General features: G+C 66.9%; 10 protein-coding genes and 1 tRNA gene. 7 read left to right on the top strand and 4 right to left on the bottom strand.

Translation table 11 applies throughout. From position 1 onward, the window contains the following. Nucleotides 1-53: 53 nt before the first annotated feature. Nucleotides 54-1,004, top strand: a complete 951-nt coding sequence (locus E5F05_RS07695) for a pseudouridine-5'-phosphate glycosidase (protein WP_129118054.1) — start codon at nt 54-56, stop codon at nt 1,002-1,004. Between the two features lie 177 nt (nt 1,005-1,181). Here the strand turns inward: E5F05_RS07695 and E5F05_RS07690 are convergent, their stop codons facing one another. Beyond that, nucleotides 1,182-2,510 (bottom strand): dicarboxylate/amino acid:cation symporter, encoded by a 1,329-nt coding sequence (locus tag E5F05_RS07690; RefSeq protein WP_129118053.1) that lies wholly within the window; start codon nt 2,508-2,510, stop codon nt 1,182-1,184. Between the two features lie 261 nt (nt 2,511-2,771). On the opposite strand from E5F05_RS07690, the gene E5F05_RS07685 reads away from it, so the two are divergent. The 3 genes from E5F05_RS07685 to lpdA all read left to right on the top strand — a co-directional run bounded on the left by E5F05_RS07685 (nt 2,772) and on the right by lpdA (nt 6,541). Continuing rightward, a complete protein-coding gene (locus tag E5F05_RS07685) occupies nt 2,772-4,409 on the top strand; it encodes an ATP-binding protein (protein WP_241687081.1) in 1,638 nt (545 codons plus the stop codon). After that, on the top strand, nt 4,406-5,059 hold the full coding sequence (locus E5F05_RS07680) for a response regulator (protein WP_129118052.1): 654 nt from the start codon (nt 4,406-4,408) through the stop codon (nt 5,057-5,059). Before E5F05_RS07685 ends, E5F05_RS07680 begins: the two co-directional genes overlap by 4 nt. Before the next feature lie 75 nt (nt 5,060-5,134). Next, nucleotides 5,135-6,541, top strand: coding sequence for a dihydrolipoyl dehydrogenase (lpdA, locus tag E5F05_RS07675; protein ID WP_129118051.1), 1,407 nt, complete (start codon nt 5,135-5,137; stop codon nt 6,539-6,541). A gap of 56 nt (nt 6,542-6,597) precedes the next feature. On the opposite strand, the gene E5F05_RS07670 is transcribed toward lpdA, so the two are convergent. Beyond that, nucleotides 6,598-8,025 carry a phosphoglucomutase/phosphomannomutase family protein gene (locus tag E5F05_RS07670; protein WP_129118050.1) on the bottom strand — a complete coding sequence of 476 codons (1,428 nt, stop codon included), beginning with the start codon at nt 8,023-8,025 and terminating at the stop codon, nt 6,598-6,600. Between the two features lie 142 nt (nt 8,026-8,167). On the opposite strand from E5F05_RS07670, the gene E5F05_RS07665 reads away from it, so the two are divergent. The 3 genes from E5F05_RS07665 (at nt 8,168) to E5F05_RS07655 (ending at nt 10,681) form a co-directional block, all read left to right on the top strand. Then, a tRNA-Glu gene (locus E5F05_RS07665) sits at nt 8,168-8,242 on the top strand. Between the two features lie 70 nt (nt 8,243-8,312). Beyond that, nucleotides 8,313-9,851, top strand: coding sequence for an O-antigen ligase family protein (locus E5F05_RS07660; protein ID WP_129118049.1), 1,539 nt, complete (start codon nt 8,313-8,315; stop codon nt 9,849-9,851). Further along, complete coding sequence (locus E5F05_RS07655) at nt 9,848-10,681, top strand: hypothetical protein (RefSeq protein WP_129118048.1); 834 nt, start codon at nt 9,848-9,850, stop codon at nt 10,679-10,681. The genes E5F05_RS07660 and E5F05_RS07655 overlap by 4 nt, the downstream gene beginning before the upstream one ends. 109 nt (nt 10,682-10,790) lie before the next feature. Here E5F05_RS07655 and galE read toward each other — a convergent pair whose 3' ends face one another. Together galE and E5F05_RS07645 are read right to left on the bottom strand one after the other, a co-directional pair. Further along, nucleotides 10,791-11,807 carry a UDP-glucose 4-epimerase GalE gene (galE, locus tag E5F05_RS07650; protein WP_129118047.1) on the bottom strand — a complete coding sequence of 339 codons (1,017 nt, stop codon included), beginning with the start codon at nt 11,805-11,807 and terminating at the stop codon, nt 10,791-10,793. Nucleotides 11,808-11,879: 72 nt separating this feature from the next. Next, nucleotides 11,880-13,712, bottom strand: a complete 1,833-nt coding sequence (locus tag E5F05_RS07645; RefSeq protein WP_129118046.1) for a polysaccharide biosynthesis protein — start codon at nt 13,710-13,712, stop codon at nt 11,880-11,882. Between the last annotated feature and the right edge of the window lie 35 nt (nt 13,713-13,747).

Genomic DNA, 13,747 nt, shown 5'->3' with positions numbered 1-13,747 from the left:
GTCAGGCTTTCAGCCCATACACCCCACGGCCCAGATACCCCAAAGGAGTCCCCATGACCACCCCCATCCCCCCGCAGGTCGCCGCCCTCATGGACCTTCACCCCGAAGTCGCCGCCGCGCTCGCTGCGAGCGGGCCGGTCGTGGCCCTCGAAAGCACCATCATCAGCCACGGGATGCCCTACCCGCAGAATGTGGAGATGGCGCGCGGCGTGGAAGCGGTGGTGCGTGAGAACGGCGCCACGCCCGCCACCATCGCCGTGCTGGGCGGCCGCCTGAAGGTGGGCCTCACGCCGGACGAACTGGAACTGCTCGCCGCCGACAGGAGCGTGCAGAAGATCAGCACCCGTGACCTGCCCTTCACCGTCGCGCTGGGCGGGCACGGGGCTACGACGGTCGCGTCCACCATGCGAATCGCCTCGCTGGCAGGCATCCGCGTCTTCGCCACGGGCGGCACGGGCGGCGTCCACCGGGGCGCGAGCGAGAGCATGGACATCAGCGCGGACCTGACCGAACTCGCCCGCACCGACGTATGCGTGGTCAGCGCCGGGGTCAAGAGCATCCTCGACATCGGCCTCACGCTGGAGGTGCTGGAGACGCACGGGGTCCCCGCTATCACGCTGGGCAGCCCCGAGTTCCCCGCCTTCTACTCGCGCCAGAGCGGCTTCGCCTCGCCCCTCACCGTGCAGAGTGAGGCCGAGGCGGCCCGCGTGCTGCACGCCAAATGGACGCTGGGCCTGACCGGCGGCGTGCTGCTCGCCAACCCGATTCCCCAGGAGGCCGAGATTCCCGCCACTGAGATCACCCCGCACATCGAACGCGCCCTCTCGGACATGGCCGCCCTCGGCCTGACCGGCAAGGAAACGACGCCGTACCTGCTGGGCCGCATCGTGGAGATCACGGAAGGCCGCAGCCTCGCGGCGAATATTGCGCTGGTGCGGCACAACGCGGCGGTGGCGGCACGGGTGGCGAGCGAATACGCGGCCCTGCAACGCCAGACGCCCTGAAGCTTGGAAAGAGAGAGCGTGGGGGAAGGAGTTTTTAACCCCTCCCCCCGTGCGGGGGAGGTTGGGAGGGGGGTGGCAAGCCCCAGCTTGCCCTCACCACGTCCCAGGGCTACTCCACCTGCTCCCCCACGAAAAACGCCCCCTCATCACCGAGGGGGCACATTTCTTCTTCCGCGCTTACGCCGGACGCGGCGAGTCGAGCTGGCGGCCCTCGCCGCGTTCCTCGGCGGCGACCTCGGGGGTGGCGGGCGGGAGTTCCTCGCCGTTCAGGACACGCTGGAGGCGGCTGGTGTCGAGGGCGTTCTCGCTGCGGGCGATCACCAGGGTCGCCACGCCGTTGCCCACGAAGTTGGTCAGCGCGCGCGCCTCGCTCATGAAGCGGTCGACCCCGAGGATCAGGGCCAGGCCCGCGACCGGCACGTGTCCTACCGCGCTGAGGGTGGCGGCCAGCGTGATGAAGCCGCTGCCGGTCACGCCCGCCGCCCCCTTGGAGGTCAGCAGCAGCACACCGAGCACACCGAGCTGCTGCCCCAGGCTGAGGTGCGTGTTGGTGGCCTGCGCGATGAAGAGGGTCGCCATCGTCAGGTAGATGCTGGTGCCGTCGAGGTTGAAGGAGTACCCGGCGGGGACCACCAGCCCGACCACGCTGCGACTGGCCCCGGCATATTCCAGCTTGGTGATCAGGCGCGGCAGGGCACTTTCACTGGAACTGGTGCCCAGCACCAGCAGCAGCTCTTCCTTGATGAAGCGGACGAACTTGAAGATGGAGAACCCGGCAAAGTGGGCGATCAGCCCCAGCACCACGAACACGAACAGCAGGCAGGTGGCATAGAAGGCGACCATCAGGTAGGCGAGCTGCGCCAGCGTGCCCACGCCGTACTTGCCGATGGTAAAGGCCATCGCGCCGAAGGCCCCGATGGGGGCGAGCCGCATCACGAAGCCGAGGATCACGAAGACCGCGTTGTTCACGGCCTCGATCCCCGCCAGCACCTTCTCGCCCAGCGTGCCGAGCTTCATCAGCGCGAAGCCGAACAGCACCGCGATCAGCAGCACCTGGAGAAGGTCCCCTTCGGTAAAGGCACTGACCAGCGTGTTGGGAATGATGTTCAGGATGAAGTCGCTGACGCTCTGCTCCCCGGCGGCCTGGGTGTACTTGCTGATGGCGCTGGTGTCGAGGGTGGCGGGGTTCACGTTCATCCCGTGCCCCGGTCTGAGGACATTGGCGATCACCAGTCCGATGATCAGCGCGAAGGTCGTCACCACCTCGAAGTAGATCAGCGCCTTGCCGCCCACACGCCCCACCTTCCTCGTGTCGCGCATGTGGGCGATGCCGCTGACCACCGTGGCGAAGATGATCGGCGCGATCAGCATCTTGATCAGCTTGATAAAGCCGTCCCCGAGCGGCTTGAGGCTCTCGCCAAAGCTCGGGAACAGGAAGCCCACCAGGATGCCCAGCACGATGGCGATGAGCACCTGGACGTACAGGCTGCGGAAAATCCTGGGCATGGATACACCTCGCGGAAAAGGACCGGGCAGCGTGCGTCCCGGCACACAGAGAGAGGGAAACGGAAAAAGTTGAGGCAGGAATCTGCGCGGACATGCTGGCGCATGGGCCAAAGAAGGCTCCGCCCCTCCTCTTCATCGAACCTTTAATGACCGGATTTTCTGCGGTGGGTGCAGAAAAACGTCTCCCCTTCCCGCCCCTTATTGTCCGCAGCGTGAACGAAATTCCAGGGGGGCGGGCGGGGGTCTGCCAGACTGGACGCGGTGTTCTTGCGTCCTGCCCCCAGGTCCGCCCCCGCCAGCGTGTCCAACCTGGCACGGGAGGTGGCCCTGCCGCATACGCCCCGGCTGCTGCGGGTGCAGTCCCGGCTCTTTCTCTCGATTGCCGCCGCCTTCCTGCTGCTGGCGCTGCCGCTGGCCCTGCTGGCGACGACCACCCTGCGCGGTACCATCCACCGCACCTACGCCGAGCGGGCGCTGCGCGAGTCGCGCCTGATCGCCACCCTGCCCCCGGTTCGGGCCGCGCTGGAGGGGGACGCCCAGACCCGCGACGGGCTGAACGAGTTGATCAACGGGTACCGCGCGCTGCTGGGCGCCGATTACGTGGTCGTGACGGACCGCGCCACCCGCCGCCTGACCCATCCCAACCCCGCCCGGCTGGGCGAGCCGATGGTCGGCGGCGACTTCCAGAGCTTCCTGCAAGGGCGCAGCGTCACCGAAACCGTTCAGGGCACGCTGGGCCGCTCGGTGCGGGCGAAGGTGCCGGTCCTGGCGGGGGACGGGCGGGTCCTCGGCCTCGCCAGCGTGGGCTTTCTGCTGCCGCGCCTGGGGGACGTGTTTCAGGCGGTGGTGCGGGTGGCGCTGCCCTGGTACGTGGGGGCGCTGGCGCTCGCGCTGCTGCTGGCGTCCCTCCTGACGCGGCGGGTGCGGCGCGAGATGCTGGACCTCGAACCCGAACAGATCGCGGGCGGCCTGCTGCACTACCGCACGGTGCTGAACGCGCTGGAAGAAGGCGTGCTGGTCGTGCGGGGCGGGCAGGTCCACGTGATGAACCCGCAGGCCCGCGCCCTCCTCGGCGTGGGCGGGGACGCGGCGGACAGGCTCCCGGTGCCCCTCACCCGGCTGCTGCCCGCCCCGCTGCTGGACGATCCCAGCCCCGAGTCGCCCATCCCGGTGACCGTGCGGGACCGGCCCCTGCTGGTCAGCGTCCGCCCCGCCCCCGACGGCGCGCAGGTGGTGACGCTGCGCGACCTCGCCCGGATGCGCGCCCTGGCCGACGAACTGACCCAGGCGCAACGCTACGCCGACCTGCTGCGCGCCCAGACCCACGAATTCACCAACCGGCTGCACACCCTGGCGGGCCTGCTGCACCTCGGGGAGACGCGGGAGGCGCTGAAGCTGATCTACGCGCAGTCGGACCGCCACGCGGCCCACGCCGACGCGGTGCGAGCCTTGCGCCACGTGCGCCTGGCCGCGCTGGTGCTGGGCAAGTACGAGCGGGCCGCCGAGCTGGGCCTCACCCTCATCCTCGATCCCCTCACCGCGCTGCCGGAACATCTGCCGCCCGGCGTGCTGGACCTGATCGAGCTGAGCGTCGGGAATCTGCTCGAAAACGCCTTCGAGGCGCTGGACGGCCAGCCGGGCGGCGAGGTGCGCCTCCTGATCGCCCACGACCCCGAAGGCCTGGTGGTGGAGGTGCGCGACAGCGGCCCCGGCGTGCCCGCGCCGCTCGCCGCCACCCTCACGCGGCGGGGGGTGAGCAGCAAGGGACCCGGGCGCGGCGTGGGCCTCGCGCTGATGCAGGCCCGCGCGGATGCCCTGGGCGCGACCCTGGTGCATGACCGGATACTCGACCCGGCAGGCCGCCCCTGGACCCGCTTCACCCTGGAGGTCCCGTTATGACGCCCATCCGCACCCTGATCGTCGAGGACGACCCGCGCATCGCCGCGCTGCACCGGGGCCTGCTGGAAGGGGCCGGGGATTTCGAGGTGCTGGGCACGGCGGAGACGCTGCGGGTGGCGCGGGTGATGGCGGGGACGCTGCATCCCGACCTGCTGCTGCTCGACGTGTACCTGCCTGATGGGCGCGGCCTGGACCTGCTGCGTGAGTGGCGCGCCCGTTCCGAGCGGGTGGACGCGATCCTGCTCACCGCCGCCAGCGACATCCCCAGCGTGCAGGACGCGCTGGCCCTGGGAGCCGCCGACTACCTGGTGAAACCCTGCACGCCCGAACGTTTCGCCCTGGCCCTCGACCGCGTGCGTGAACGCGCCGCCCTGTGGGGGCAGGACGCCGTGCGGCAGGGGCACCTCGACGCGCTGTTCGCCCGGCCCCCGGTGCCCGCCTCCGGGCTGGACGCCGAAACCCTCCACCGCGTCCGGGCGGCCCTGCGGGGCGGCGGGGCGTACAGCGCCAGCGAACTCGGGCAGGCCCTCGGCCTCAGCCGCGTCACCGCCTGGCGGTACCTCGAACATCTGGTGGAGGCGGGCGAGGCCAGCGCCGAGACGGACGCGCGGGGCATCGGGCGCCCCGTGAAACGCTACCGGCGGGCATAACCGGCGAGAGCTGTCCCTGCAACGGGAACGCGGCCCTATTGGCGCGGGAAGCGGGTGGTACGCTCGGGGGTGGTTATGGATTCTTACGACGTGTTGGTGATTGGCGGCGGCCCGGCGGGCTACGTGGCCGCGATTCGCGCTGCGCAGCTCGGGTTCAAGACCGCCTGCGTGGACGCCTTCGAGCGGAACGGCAAGGCCTCTCTGGGCGGCACTTGCCTCAACGTCGGCTGCATTCCCAGCAAGGCGCTGCTCGATTCCAGCGAGAAGTTCGAGATGATCGCGCGCGAGGCCGGGGAGCACGGCATTCAGGTGGACGGCGCTACGGTGGACCTGGGCAAGATGCTGGGCCGCAAGGAAAGCGTGGTGGACAAGCTGACGGGCGGCGTCGCCTACCTCTTCAAGAAGAACAAGGTGACCAGCATCCACGGCCTGGGCCGCCTGGTCCGTCAGGACGGTGAAGCCTGGATCGTGGACGCGGCGGGGAAGGAAGTTCGCGCCAAGAACGTGATCGTGGCGACCGGCAGCAGCCCCCGCGCGCTTCCCGGCGTGCCCTTCGGCGGGAACATCGTGGACAACTCTGGGGCGCTGGCCTTCGAGCAGGTGCCCGCCCAGCTCGGCGTGATCGGCGCGGGCGTGATCGGCGTGGAACTGGGCAGCGTGTGGCGCCGCCTGGGCGCGCAGGTGACCATTCTGGAAGCCCTCCCCGGGTTCCTGCTGGCCGCCGACGAGGCCGTGAGCAAAGAAGCCCTCAAGCAGCTCCAGAAGCAGGGCCTCGACTTCCACTTCGGCATCAAGATCACCGAGGTGCAGCAGGACGAGTCGGGCGTCACCGTCACCTACGAGGAAAAGGGCCAGCCGGTGACCACCCGCTTCGACAAGCTGATCGTGTCCATCGGGCGCGTGCCGCACACGGCGGGCCTGGGCGCCCAGGAGGTCGGCCTCCAGCTCGACGAGCGCGGCTTCGTGAAAGTGGATGACCACTTCCGCACCAACCTCCCCGGCATCTACGCCATCGGGGACGTGATCGGCGGCCCGATGCTGGCCCACAAGGCGGAGGAGGAAGGCGTGGCGGTGGCCGAGCTGCTGGCCGGGCAGGCCGGGCACGTCAACTACGCCGTGGTCCCCTGGGTGATCTACACCAGCCCGGAGATCGCCTGGGCGGGCCTCACCGAGAAGCAGGCCAGGGAACAGGGCCACAAGGTCAAGACCGGCCAGTTCCCCTTCAGCGCCAACGGCCGCGCCCTGGGCCACGGCGACCCGCGCGGTTTCGTGAAGGTCGTCGCGGACGCCGACACGGACAAGATCCTCGGCGTCCACATGGTCGGCCCGAACGTCTCCGAACTGATCGGCGAGACGGTCGCCCTGATGGAGTTCGGGGCCAGCGCCGAAGACCTGGGCCGCACCGTCCACGCCCACCCCACCCTCTCCGAAGTGGTGAAGGAGGCGGCGCTGGCGACGGACAAGCGCGCGCTGCATATGTAAAGAGAACCGGGAAGGGGGGCGGGAAAGCTTCGGCCTCCCGCCCCTCCCCTTTTGGTTCAGGCGGGCTGCACCGTATCCAGCGCCAGGACGCGGCGCGTCGCCTCGTTCAGGATGGCCTGCACGGCCTCCGGCGACTGCGCCTCCACGTACACGCGCACCACCGGCTCGGTGCCGGACGCCCGGAACATGGCCGACGCCCCGCCCGCCAGCAGCAGCTTCACACCGTCGGTGGTCTTGATCCCCTCGACCGGGTGGCCCGCGACCTCGGTATAGCCCCGCGCCTCCTTCAGCAGCGCGTTCTTGTCGAAGCCAGCACTCAGGCGTAGGTCGTTGCGGTCGTAGTGGTGCCGGAAGCCCACCTCGGCCTCGATCTGGGCAAACAGCTCGTCCAGGCTCCGGCCGCTCGCGGCGACCGCTTCCAGCAGCAGCAGGCTGTTGAGCAGGCCGTCCCGTTCGGGGATATGCGCCCCCATTCCCAGGCCGCCCGACTCCTCGCCCCCCATCAGCACGGCCCGCGCCTCGTCCTGCTGGCCTTCCAGAAAGGCGTCGGTGATGTACTTGAAGCCCACCGGCGTCTCCAGCAGGTCCAGCCCCAGCCGCCTGGCCAGCAGCTCGATCACGCGGCTGCCCGACACCGTCTTCACGACCCGCCCGCGCAGGCCGCGCCCGTGCAGGTGCCGCAGCAGCACCGCGAAAATCTGGTGGCTGTTGAAGAAGTGTCCCCCCGCCGTGACCGCGCCCACCCGGTCGCCGTCCCCGTCCGTCACCACCCCCAGCGCGGTGCCCGTCTCCGCGCTCAGGGCGGCCATCAGTCCCGCCAGGTTCTGGGGAATCGGCTCGGGGTTCACGCCGTAGAACATGGGGTCGGGCTGGCCGTGCAGCTCGCGCAGGTCCAGCGCCAGGCCCGCGTGCCGCGCGTAGCCCGTGAGCCACCCCCCGGCCGCGCCCCCCATCGCGTCGTGGATGACCGTTCCCCGGTAACCGCGCAGGGTTTCCAGATCAAGCTGCCGGTCCAGCCCCGCGTAGTACGCCCCCCGGATGTCGAAGGACTGGACCGTTCCGGGGGGGCCCTCATAGGCCTGCGGCTGCGCGAGCGCCCGCTCGATCTCCGCCACCAGGGCGGGCGTCGCGCTGCCGCCGTACGCCCCCTTGATCTTGTAGCCGCTGTAGAGCGGCGGGTTGTGGCTGGCGGTGATCATCACGCCGCCCGCCGCCCGGTGATGCACCACCGCGAACGACAGGGCGGGCGTCGGCAGGAACTCGCGGGCCAGCAGGACGTTCAGGCCGCCCTCCGCCAGCGCCTCCGCCGCCACCCGCGCGAAGTTGGCGCCCTGGAAACGGGTGTCGAACCCCACCACCACCGAGTTTCCCCCGGCGGCCCGCAGCGCCTGTGCATGCGCCCGGGCCACTTGCCGGACGTTCTCGTACGTGAAGTCCTCCGCGATGATGTCGCGCCAGCCGTCGGTACCGAAGTTGATAGGCATAGGGTTTCCGTCCTCCCAATCTACCAGCGGCGCCCCGCTCCGCAGGCAGTTGACGGATTCCCGGCCCTCCGCTATTCTTCCGTGCGTGCCCGAACAGGGCGCCCCTTGAAAGGCAGCGAGCACTGGCAAGCTGAAGTGGTGTGGCCCCATCGTCTAACGGTTAGGACACTACCCTTTCAAGGTAGCGATACGGGTTCGAATCCCGTTGGGGTCACCATCAGAAGCCTCCGTTCCGGCGGGGGTTTTTGCTTTGTTGCCCATCATGTGGGGCCGCTATAGTGGCGCGCGTGACGCGCCCTGCCGAAGCCCCCGCGCCCGCTCCGCTGCGCTGGATTCCTCCCTGGCTGGCCGCGCTGCCCGCCCTGTACGTGATCTCGCCACTGGCCCTGCTGGCCCTGCCGCAACTCCGGCGGCTGCCCCACGCCGCGTGGTGGGTCCTGGGCTTCTACGCGTTCAGCCAGCAACTCCCGGCCCTGTTCTCGCCCGAACCGCTCCTCGCCAGCCTCCTGGCCCTGGTCCGCACGCTACTGATGCTCGGGCTGATCGGGGTGGGCGTCTCGCTCAGGCAAAGCGAGCGGCTGCGGTGGCTGGGCATCGGCTTGATGGTCGTGTATGTGACGGCGCTGGTCTTTAGCGGCCTGAGCGGTGCGGACCCCTTCAGCTCTCGCCTGAGCCATCCCTACATGACCCCCATCACGCTGGGGCTGGCTGGGGCTGTGGGCATCTGGCTGGCCCTGTTCGCCGGAGGCAAGCTGCTGTGGCGCGTCCCTCTGGGATTGCTGGGCCTGGGCGTGCTGCTGCTCTCGGGGAGCCGCGGACCACTGGCCGCTGCCCTGGTTGGGTGCGTGGCGGGGTTCATCATCCGCCGGGGTTGGCGGCTGGCGCTGGGTGTGCTGGTCGGGGCGGTCCTGCTGGCAGGCGGGTTCTACCTGGGGAAAAAGCTGGAGGTAGCAGCCATCACCCGGCTGGGCAACGCCGACACCACTGGACGGGACATCGTCTGGTACAACACCCTCTCGGTGATCAGGAGTGAGCCGCTCAGCGGTGTGGGCAGCTATCTGCTGGGTCAACGGCTGGCTCCCCCAGGAGACAACTGTGAACTGTGGATGGCGGCAAATGGCACTGCTCCCTCCTGTCCCCCATGGGTGAAAAAGCTGGGCAGCCCCTGGCTGATTGCCCATAATATTGCTCTGCAACAACTTGCTGAGACAGGACCCCTAGGCCTGCTGGGGCTGTTTGTCCTGCTGGGCGCGGTGGTCACTGCGGTCTTTCAGAACCGTAACCCACTCGGTCTGGCCGTCATCTCCGGCCTGCTGGTCGCCACGGCCAACGATAATACGCTGCTGGTCCCCAGCCCCTTTTTCGCGGAGGTGTTCTGGGTGGCCGCGGGGGCGCAGTTGCTCAGATTGGCACCGACGAGCTTGGGCGCTGTGGGAGGCTGGGCCGCCGGGCTGATGCTGGCACTTTCGTTTCCTCTCCTGGCGAGTAGGTTGCCCGCTCCGCAGGTCCGTCCGCCCCCAAGCCTGCGCTTTCTGAATGCCCCCACACAGGTCAGGAGCCCCAGGGCATATACGGCGTTCGCGCAGTTTGACCTTCCTCCAGGGAAATATCGGGCCAATCTCCGCAGTTGCACGGACAGCTGCATGCCCATCGTGACCATCGACTTCACGGCTCCGGCCTCCCGCCAGGCCCCGCTGCTCACGCTGAGTGGCGACCTGCAACCGGTCCCCCGGCAGCGCCTGGAACTGCTGCTCTACGTCGGAGAGGGTAGCACTCGTCCCACACCCGCAGGACGCCGTGCCTGGAACGTGGAGATCAAGCCATGACGCCCCGGAACGTCCGGCTGGCACTTCTGCTGTTCCCCCTGATCCCCGCAGCACTGCTGACGGTTCTCGCTCAGCGGACGAAAAACGTCCCCTCCCTAGACCTGGTCAAGCCAGAACTGAGTTGCACTCAGCCACCGACCTACCGGGTTGGCTATCAGCGGGAAGACAATGGCCTCACCCCCCAGGGCAGCGGCTTTCACTTTCAGGGCCTCTCGTGGCTCCAGACCGATCTCTGCTCCGCAGGAACACTGCTGGTCACCGCCGAAGGCCAGGTGGCCGCAGGAGCAGCCCCGGAGCTGACCTTTATGCTGAATTCCAAGCCCCTCGCTGTAGAGAGCTTTGACCGAAGAAAAACCCTGAAGCTGAAGATCCCTGAAGCGGGACGGCTGACTATCGGCTATTTCAATGATTACTACTTCATGAATGCTCGTGTGGCCAATCTGGACGGCTTTTCACTCGCCCAATCCGCTTGTAGACAACTGGACATTCATGTCCCTAAGGGTGCCGGTGGCTGGTATCCAGAAGCCAACACGGCTGTCCTGGTTTCCGAGATACCAGCCACCCTTGTGCCTTGCGGGCGTGGGCGGCTGAAGTTCTATGTGATGGGGCGTGAAGCTCGGGGGGCTTTTCCCGTTCTCCTGTTCGAGCAGAATGGTCAGCAGCTTCTGGAAAAGCAAACTTCAGCACAACGTGAGTTTGTACAATTACCAGTCTCCAGAGGGCCGGTAACGGTCAAACTGACCAACCCTTTTGTCGGTCCTATCGTGGACCGAAATCTCGATGTACAAAAGCTCCTGTTCATTCCCGCCCCGCCGCACACGAAGTCCTGATATGACTTCCAGTTGAATAGCCGTGTAATAGCGCCCTAACGGTAAAACCCGACTGGAGGGAGAAAGAAAAAGTACGGATTCCAGAATGGAGTGAGGGATGAGGGGTCAGCTAGGATTTGACAGCCTGATGGTACCGTTCATCCCACTCCAACGCACTGCGGATAGCTGTCTCCGTACTGGAGCGTGGTTCCCACCCCAGCAGCTCACGCGCCCGCTCGATCACAGCATAGGCGCCGGGTGAATCGCCAGGACGGCGCGCAGCATCCTGATGGGGCAGTTTCAGTCCGGACGCATGTTCAAAAGCGCCGATCAGTTCCCGAACGGTTACGCCGTTGCCTGAGCCTACGTTCAGCGCCAGATAGTGCCCCTTCATTCCCCGGGCCTGCGCGCGTTCAAAAACCCGGTCGAACTGCTCCACAGCCTGAACATGCGCCAGAGCTAGGTCCCACACGTGAATGTAATCGCGTAAGCCCGTGCCATCTCGCGTCGGGTAATCCACGCCCGTCACCTGAAAAGGCCCGGACCGTCCCCTGGCTGTTTCCAGCATTCGGCCCAGGACATGTGAGGGATCATGCCGGTACGGCCCACTTCTAAACTGCGGGTCGGCCCCTATGGGGTTGAAGTAGCGCAGTGCAATACCCCGCAGATTGGAGGCCCGACAGACATCTTCCAGAATCATCTCCATCATCAGCTTGGTTCTGGCATAGGGGCTCGCTGGCAACAAGGAGCTTTCTTCTGAGACACATGTAGCAGAGGTAGTGTCATAAATGCTCGCACTTGAGCTGAAGATTACCCTTTCTACGTCATGGTCAAGCAATGTCTGGAAGAGAATAATCGACTTGGAAACATTTTCCTGATAGTAACGAAGAGGGACGGCGACGGATTCCGGCACAACAATTAGGGCCGCGAAGTGAATAACTGCTCCTATATCAGGATGCTCTGCAAAAATACGGCGCAGGAGCACTTCATCCGCGATGTCGCCATGATAAAAAATCCGATCTTTGACAAAAGCCCTCTGGCCCGTGATCAGAGAATCGAGGATCACCGGCACATGACCAGCATCTTTGAGGGCCGAGCAAACAGTACTTCCAATATACCCAGCACCACCTGTAACCAACACCTTCATAACGGTAATTGTACCCGTTGTCAGAGTGAGGCTGACCACAGCCTCCACAGGCAGGCCTGCCTGCCCCGCAGGCTACCGGATGCTCCCGAATTTGTTCTCGGGGATCAGGCGGCGCAGTTCCCGGCGAATCGCCTCGGCGTCGTTGTGTAAGGCGTAAGCACGCAGCGTGTGCAGGCGGCTGGCAATGAATTCGGGGGCGACAGCGTCCAGCTTGGCACTGAAAATCTCGCTGTGGGTCGTGGCGTCGATGCCCTCGCCGCTGGTGAGAAGTTCCTCGTAGAGTTTCTCGCCGGGGCGGATGCCGCTGTAGACCACATCGACATTCTGCGCGCCGCTCAGACGGATCACGTCGTGCGCCAAGTCAGCGATCTTGACCGGATCGCCCATGTTCAGCACGTAGACCTTGCCGTTCTCGGCCAGGCCGCCCGCCTGAAGCACCAGACGTGCCGCCTCAGGAATGGTCATGAAGTACCGGACCATGTCCGGGTGCGTCACGGTGATGGGGCCGCCCGCGCGAATCTGGGCCATGAAGGTCGGGACCACGCTCCCCCGGCTGCCCAACACGTTCCCGAAGCGAACGGACACGAACGCCTGCGTCTCACGGGCACGGGCCGCGCCCGCCGAAACCACCATTTCGGCAATGCGTTTGGACGCGCCCATCACGCTGGTCGGGTTCACGGCCTTGTCGGTGGAGATATTCACCAGACGGGTTACGCCGTATTCCAGACACAGCTCCACTACATTCTGCGTGCCGACCACATTGTTCAGGATGGCCTCTGAAGGGGTCTCTTCCATCAGGGGGACGTGCTTGTGGGCGGCCGCGTGAAAGACCACCTCCGGGCGATACTGCTCGAAGACCGCCCGCAACCGCGCCTCGTCGCGCACGTCACCGATCAGGCCCACCTGTTTGATGTCCGGCCAGCGGCGCAGTAGCTCCTGCTGAATACCGAAGATGCTGTTCTCCCCTCGACCAAACAGCAGCACCATCTCTGGCGCAAAGCTCACGATCTGCCGCACGATCTCGGAGCCAATGCTGCCCCCTGCGCCCGTGACCAGCACCACCCGCCCGCACAGGTACCCGGCGATCTCAGCGGTATTCAGGTGGACGGGGGGACGGCGCAGCAGGTCTTCCAGGTTCACGTCGCGGATCTGGTTGATGTTCACGTCACCGCTGAGAATCTCGAACACGCCCGGAATGATGCGGTAGCGCAGCCCCGCATCCCGTGCCAGGTCCACCACCCGCCGCACGAACTCGCCCGCCGCGGAAGGCACGGCGATCAGGATCTCCTGTGCACCCTCCCGCTGGGCGACCTCCACCAGCTCCTCCACCCGTCCGAACACCGGCAGGCCCACTACCCGCTGCCGCACCTTGCCCGGCTGGTCGTCCAGAAAGCCGATGGGGTCCAGGCCTGCTTCCGGGTGCCGCTGCATCTCCCGCGCGATCAGGCTGCCCGCCTCTCCCGCGCCCACGATCAGGACCCGCTGCCGCAGGGGCGTCGCCTGAAGCCGCACCCGCTCGCTGGTCCGGCGGGCCACGAGCCGTGCCCCGCCCATCAGCAGGAAACCCAGCACCCCCGCCAGCACGGGCACACTGCGCGGCAGTTGCAGCCACGTCTGCAAGACGAAGCCCAGCGCAAACATCACCAGGGTGGCCAGGGCCACCGCCCGCGCCAGCATATTGAGGTCCAGCACCCCGACCCGCCGCCAGGTCTGCCGGTGCAGTCCATACCGGCCTTCCAGCATCGCCATCACCAGAACGCTGAGCAGCAGGTAGCCCCACACGCTCATGGGAATACCCAGCCTTACCAGCCCCGGCTGCCGGAAGGCGTAGGCCAGCAGTGCCGCACTGCCCCACAGGGCGAGGTCAAGGAGGAATTTCAGTGGCGTGTTTGATGTGACGCTCATGATCCTGTTCTCCATTCCATCACATCACGTTCATT

It is taken from the genome of Deinococcus metallilatus, from assembly GCF_004758605.1.
In the GTDB taxonomy this organism is placed as follows: Bacteria; Deinococcota; Deinococci; order Deinococcales; family Deinococcaceae; genus Deinococcus; species Deinococcus metallilatus.
Note: the sequence above shows the minus strand (reverse complement) of the source record. Positions and strands in the feature narration are given on the sequence as shown.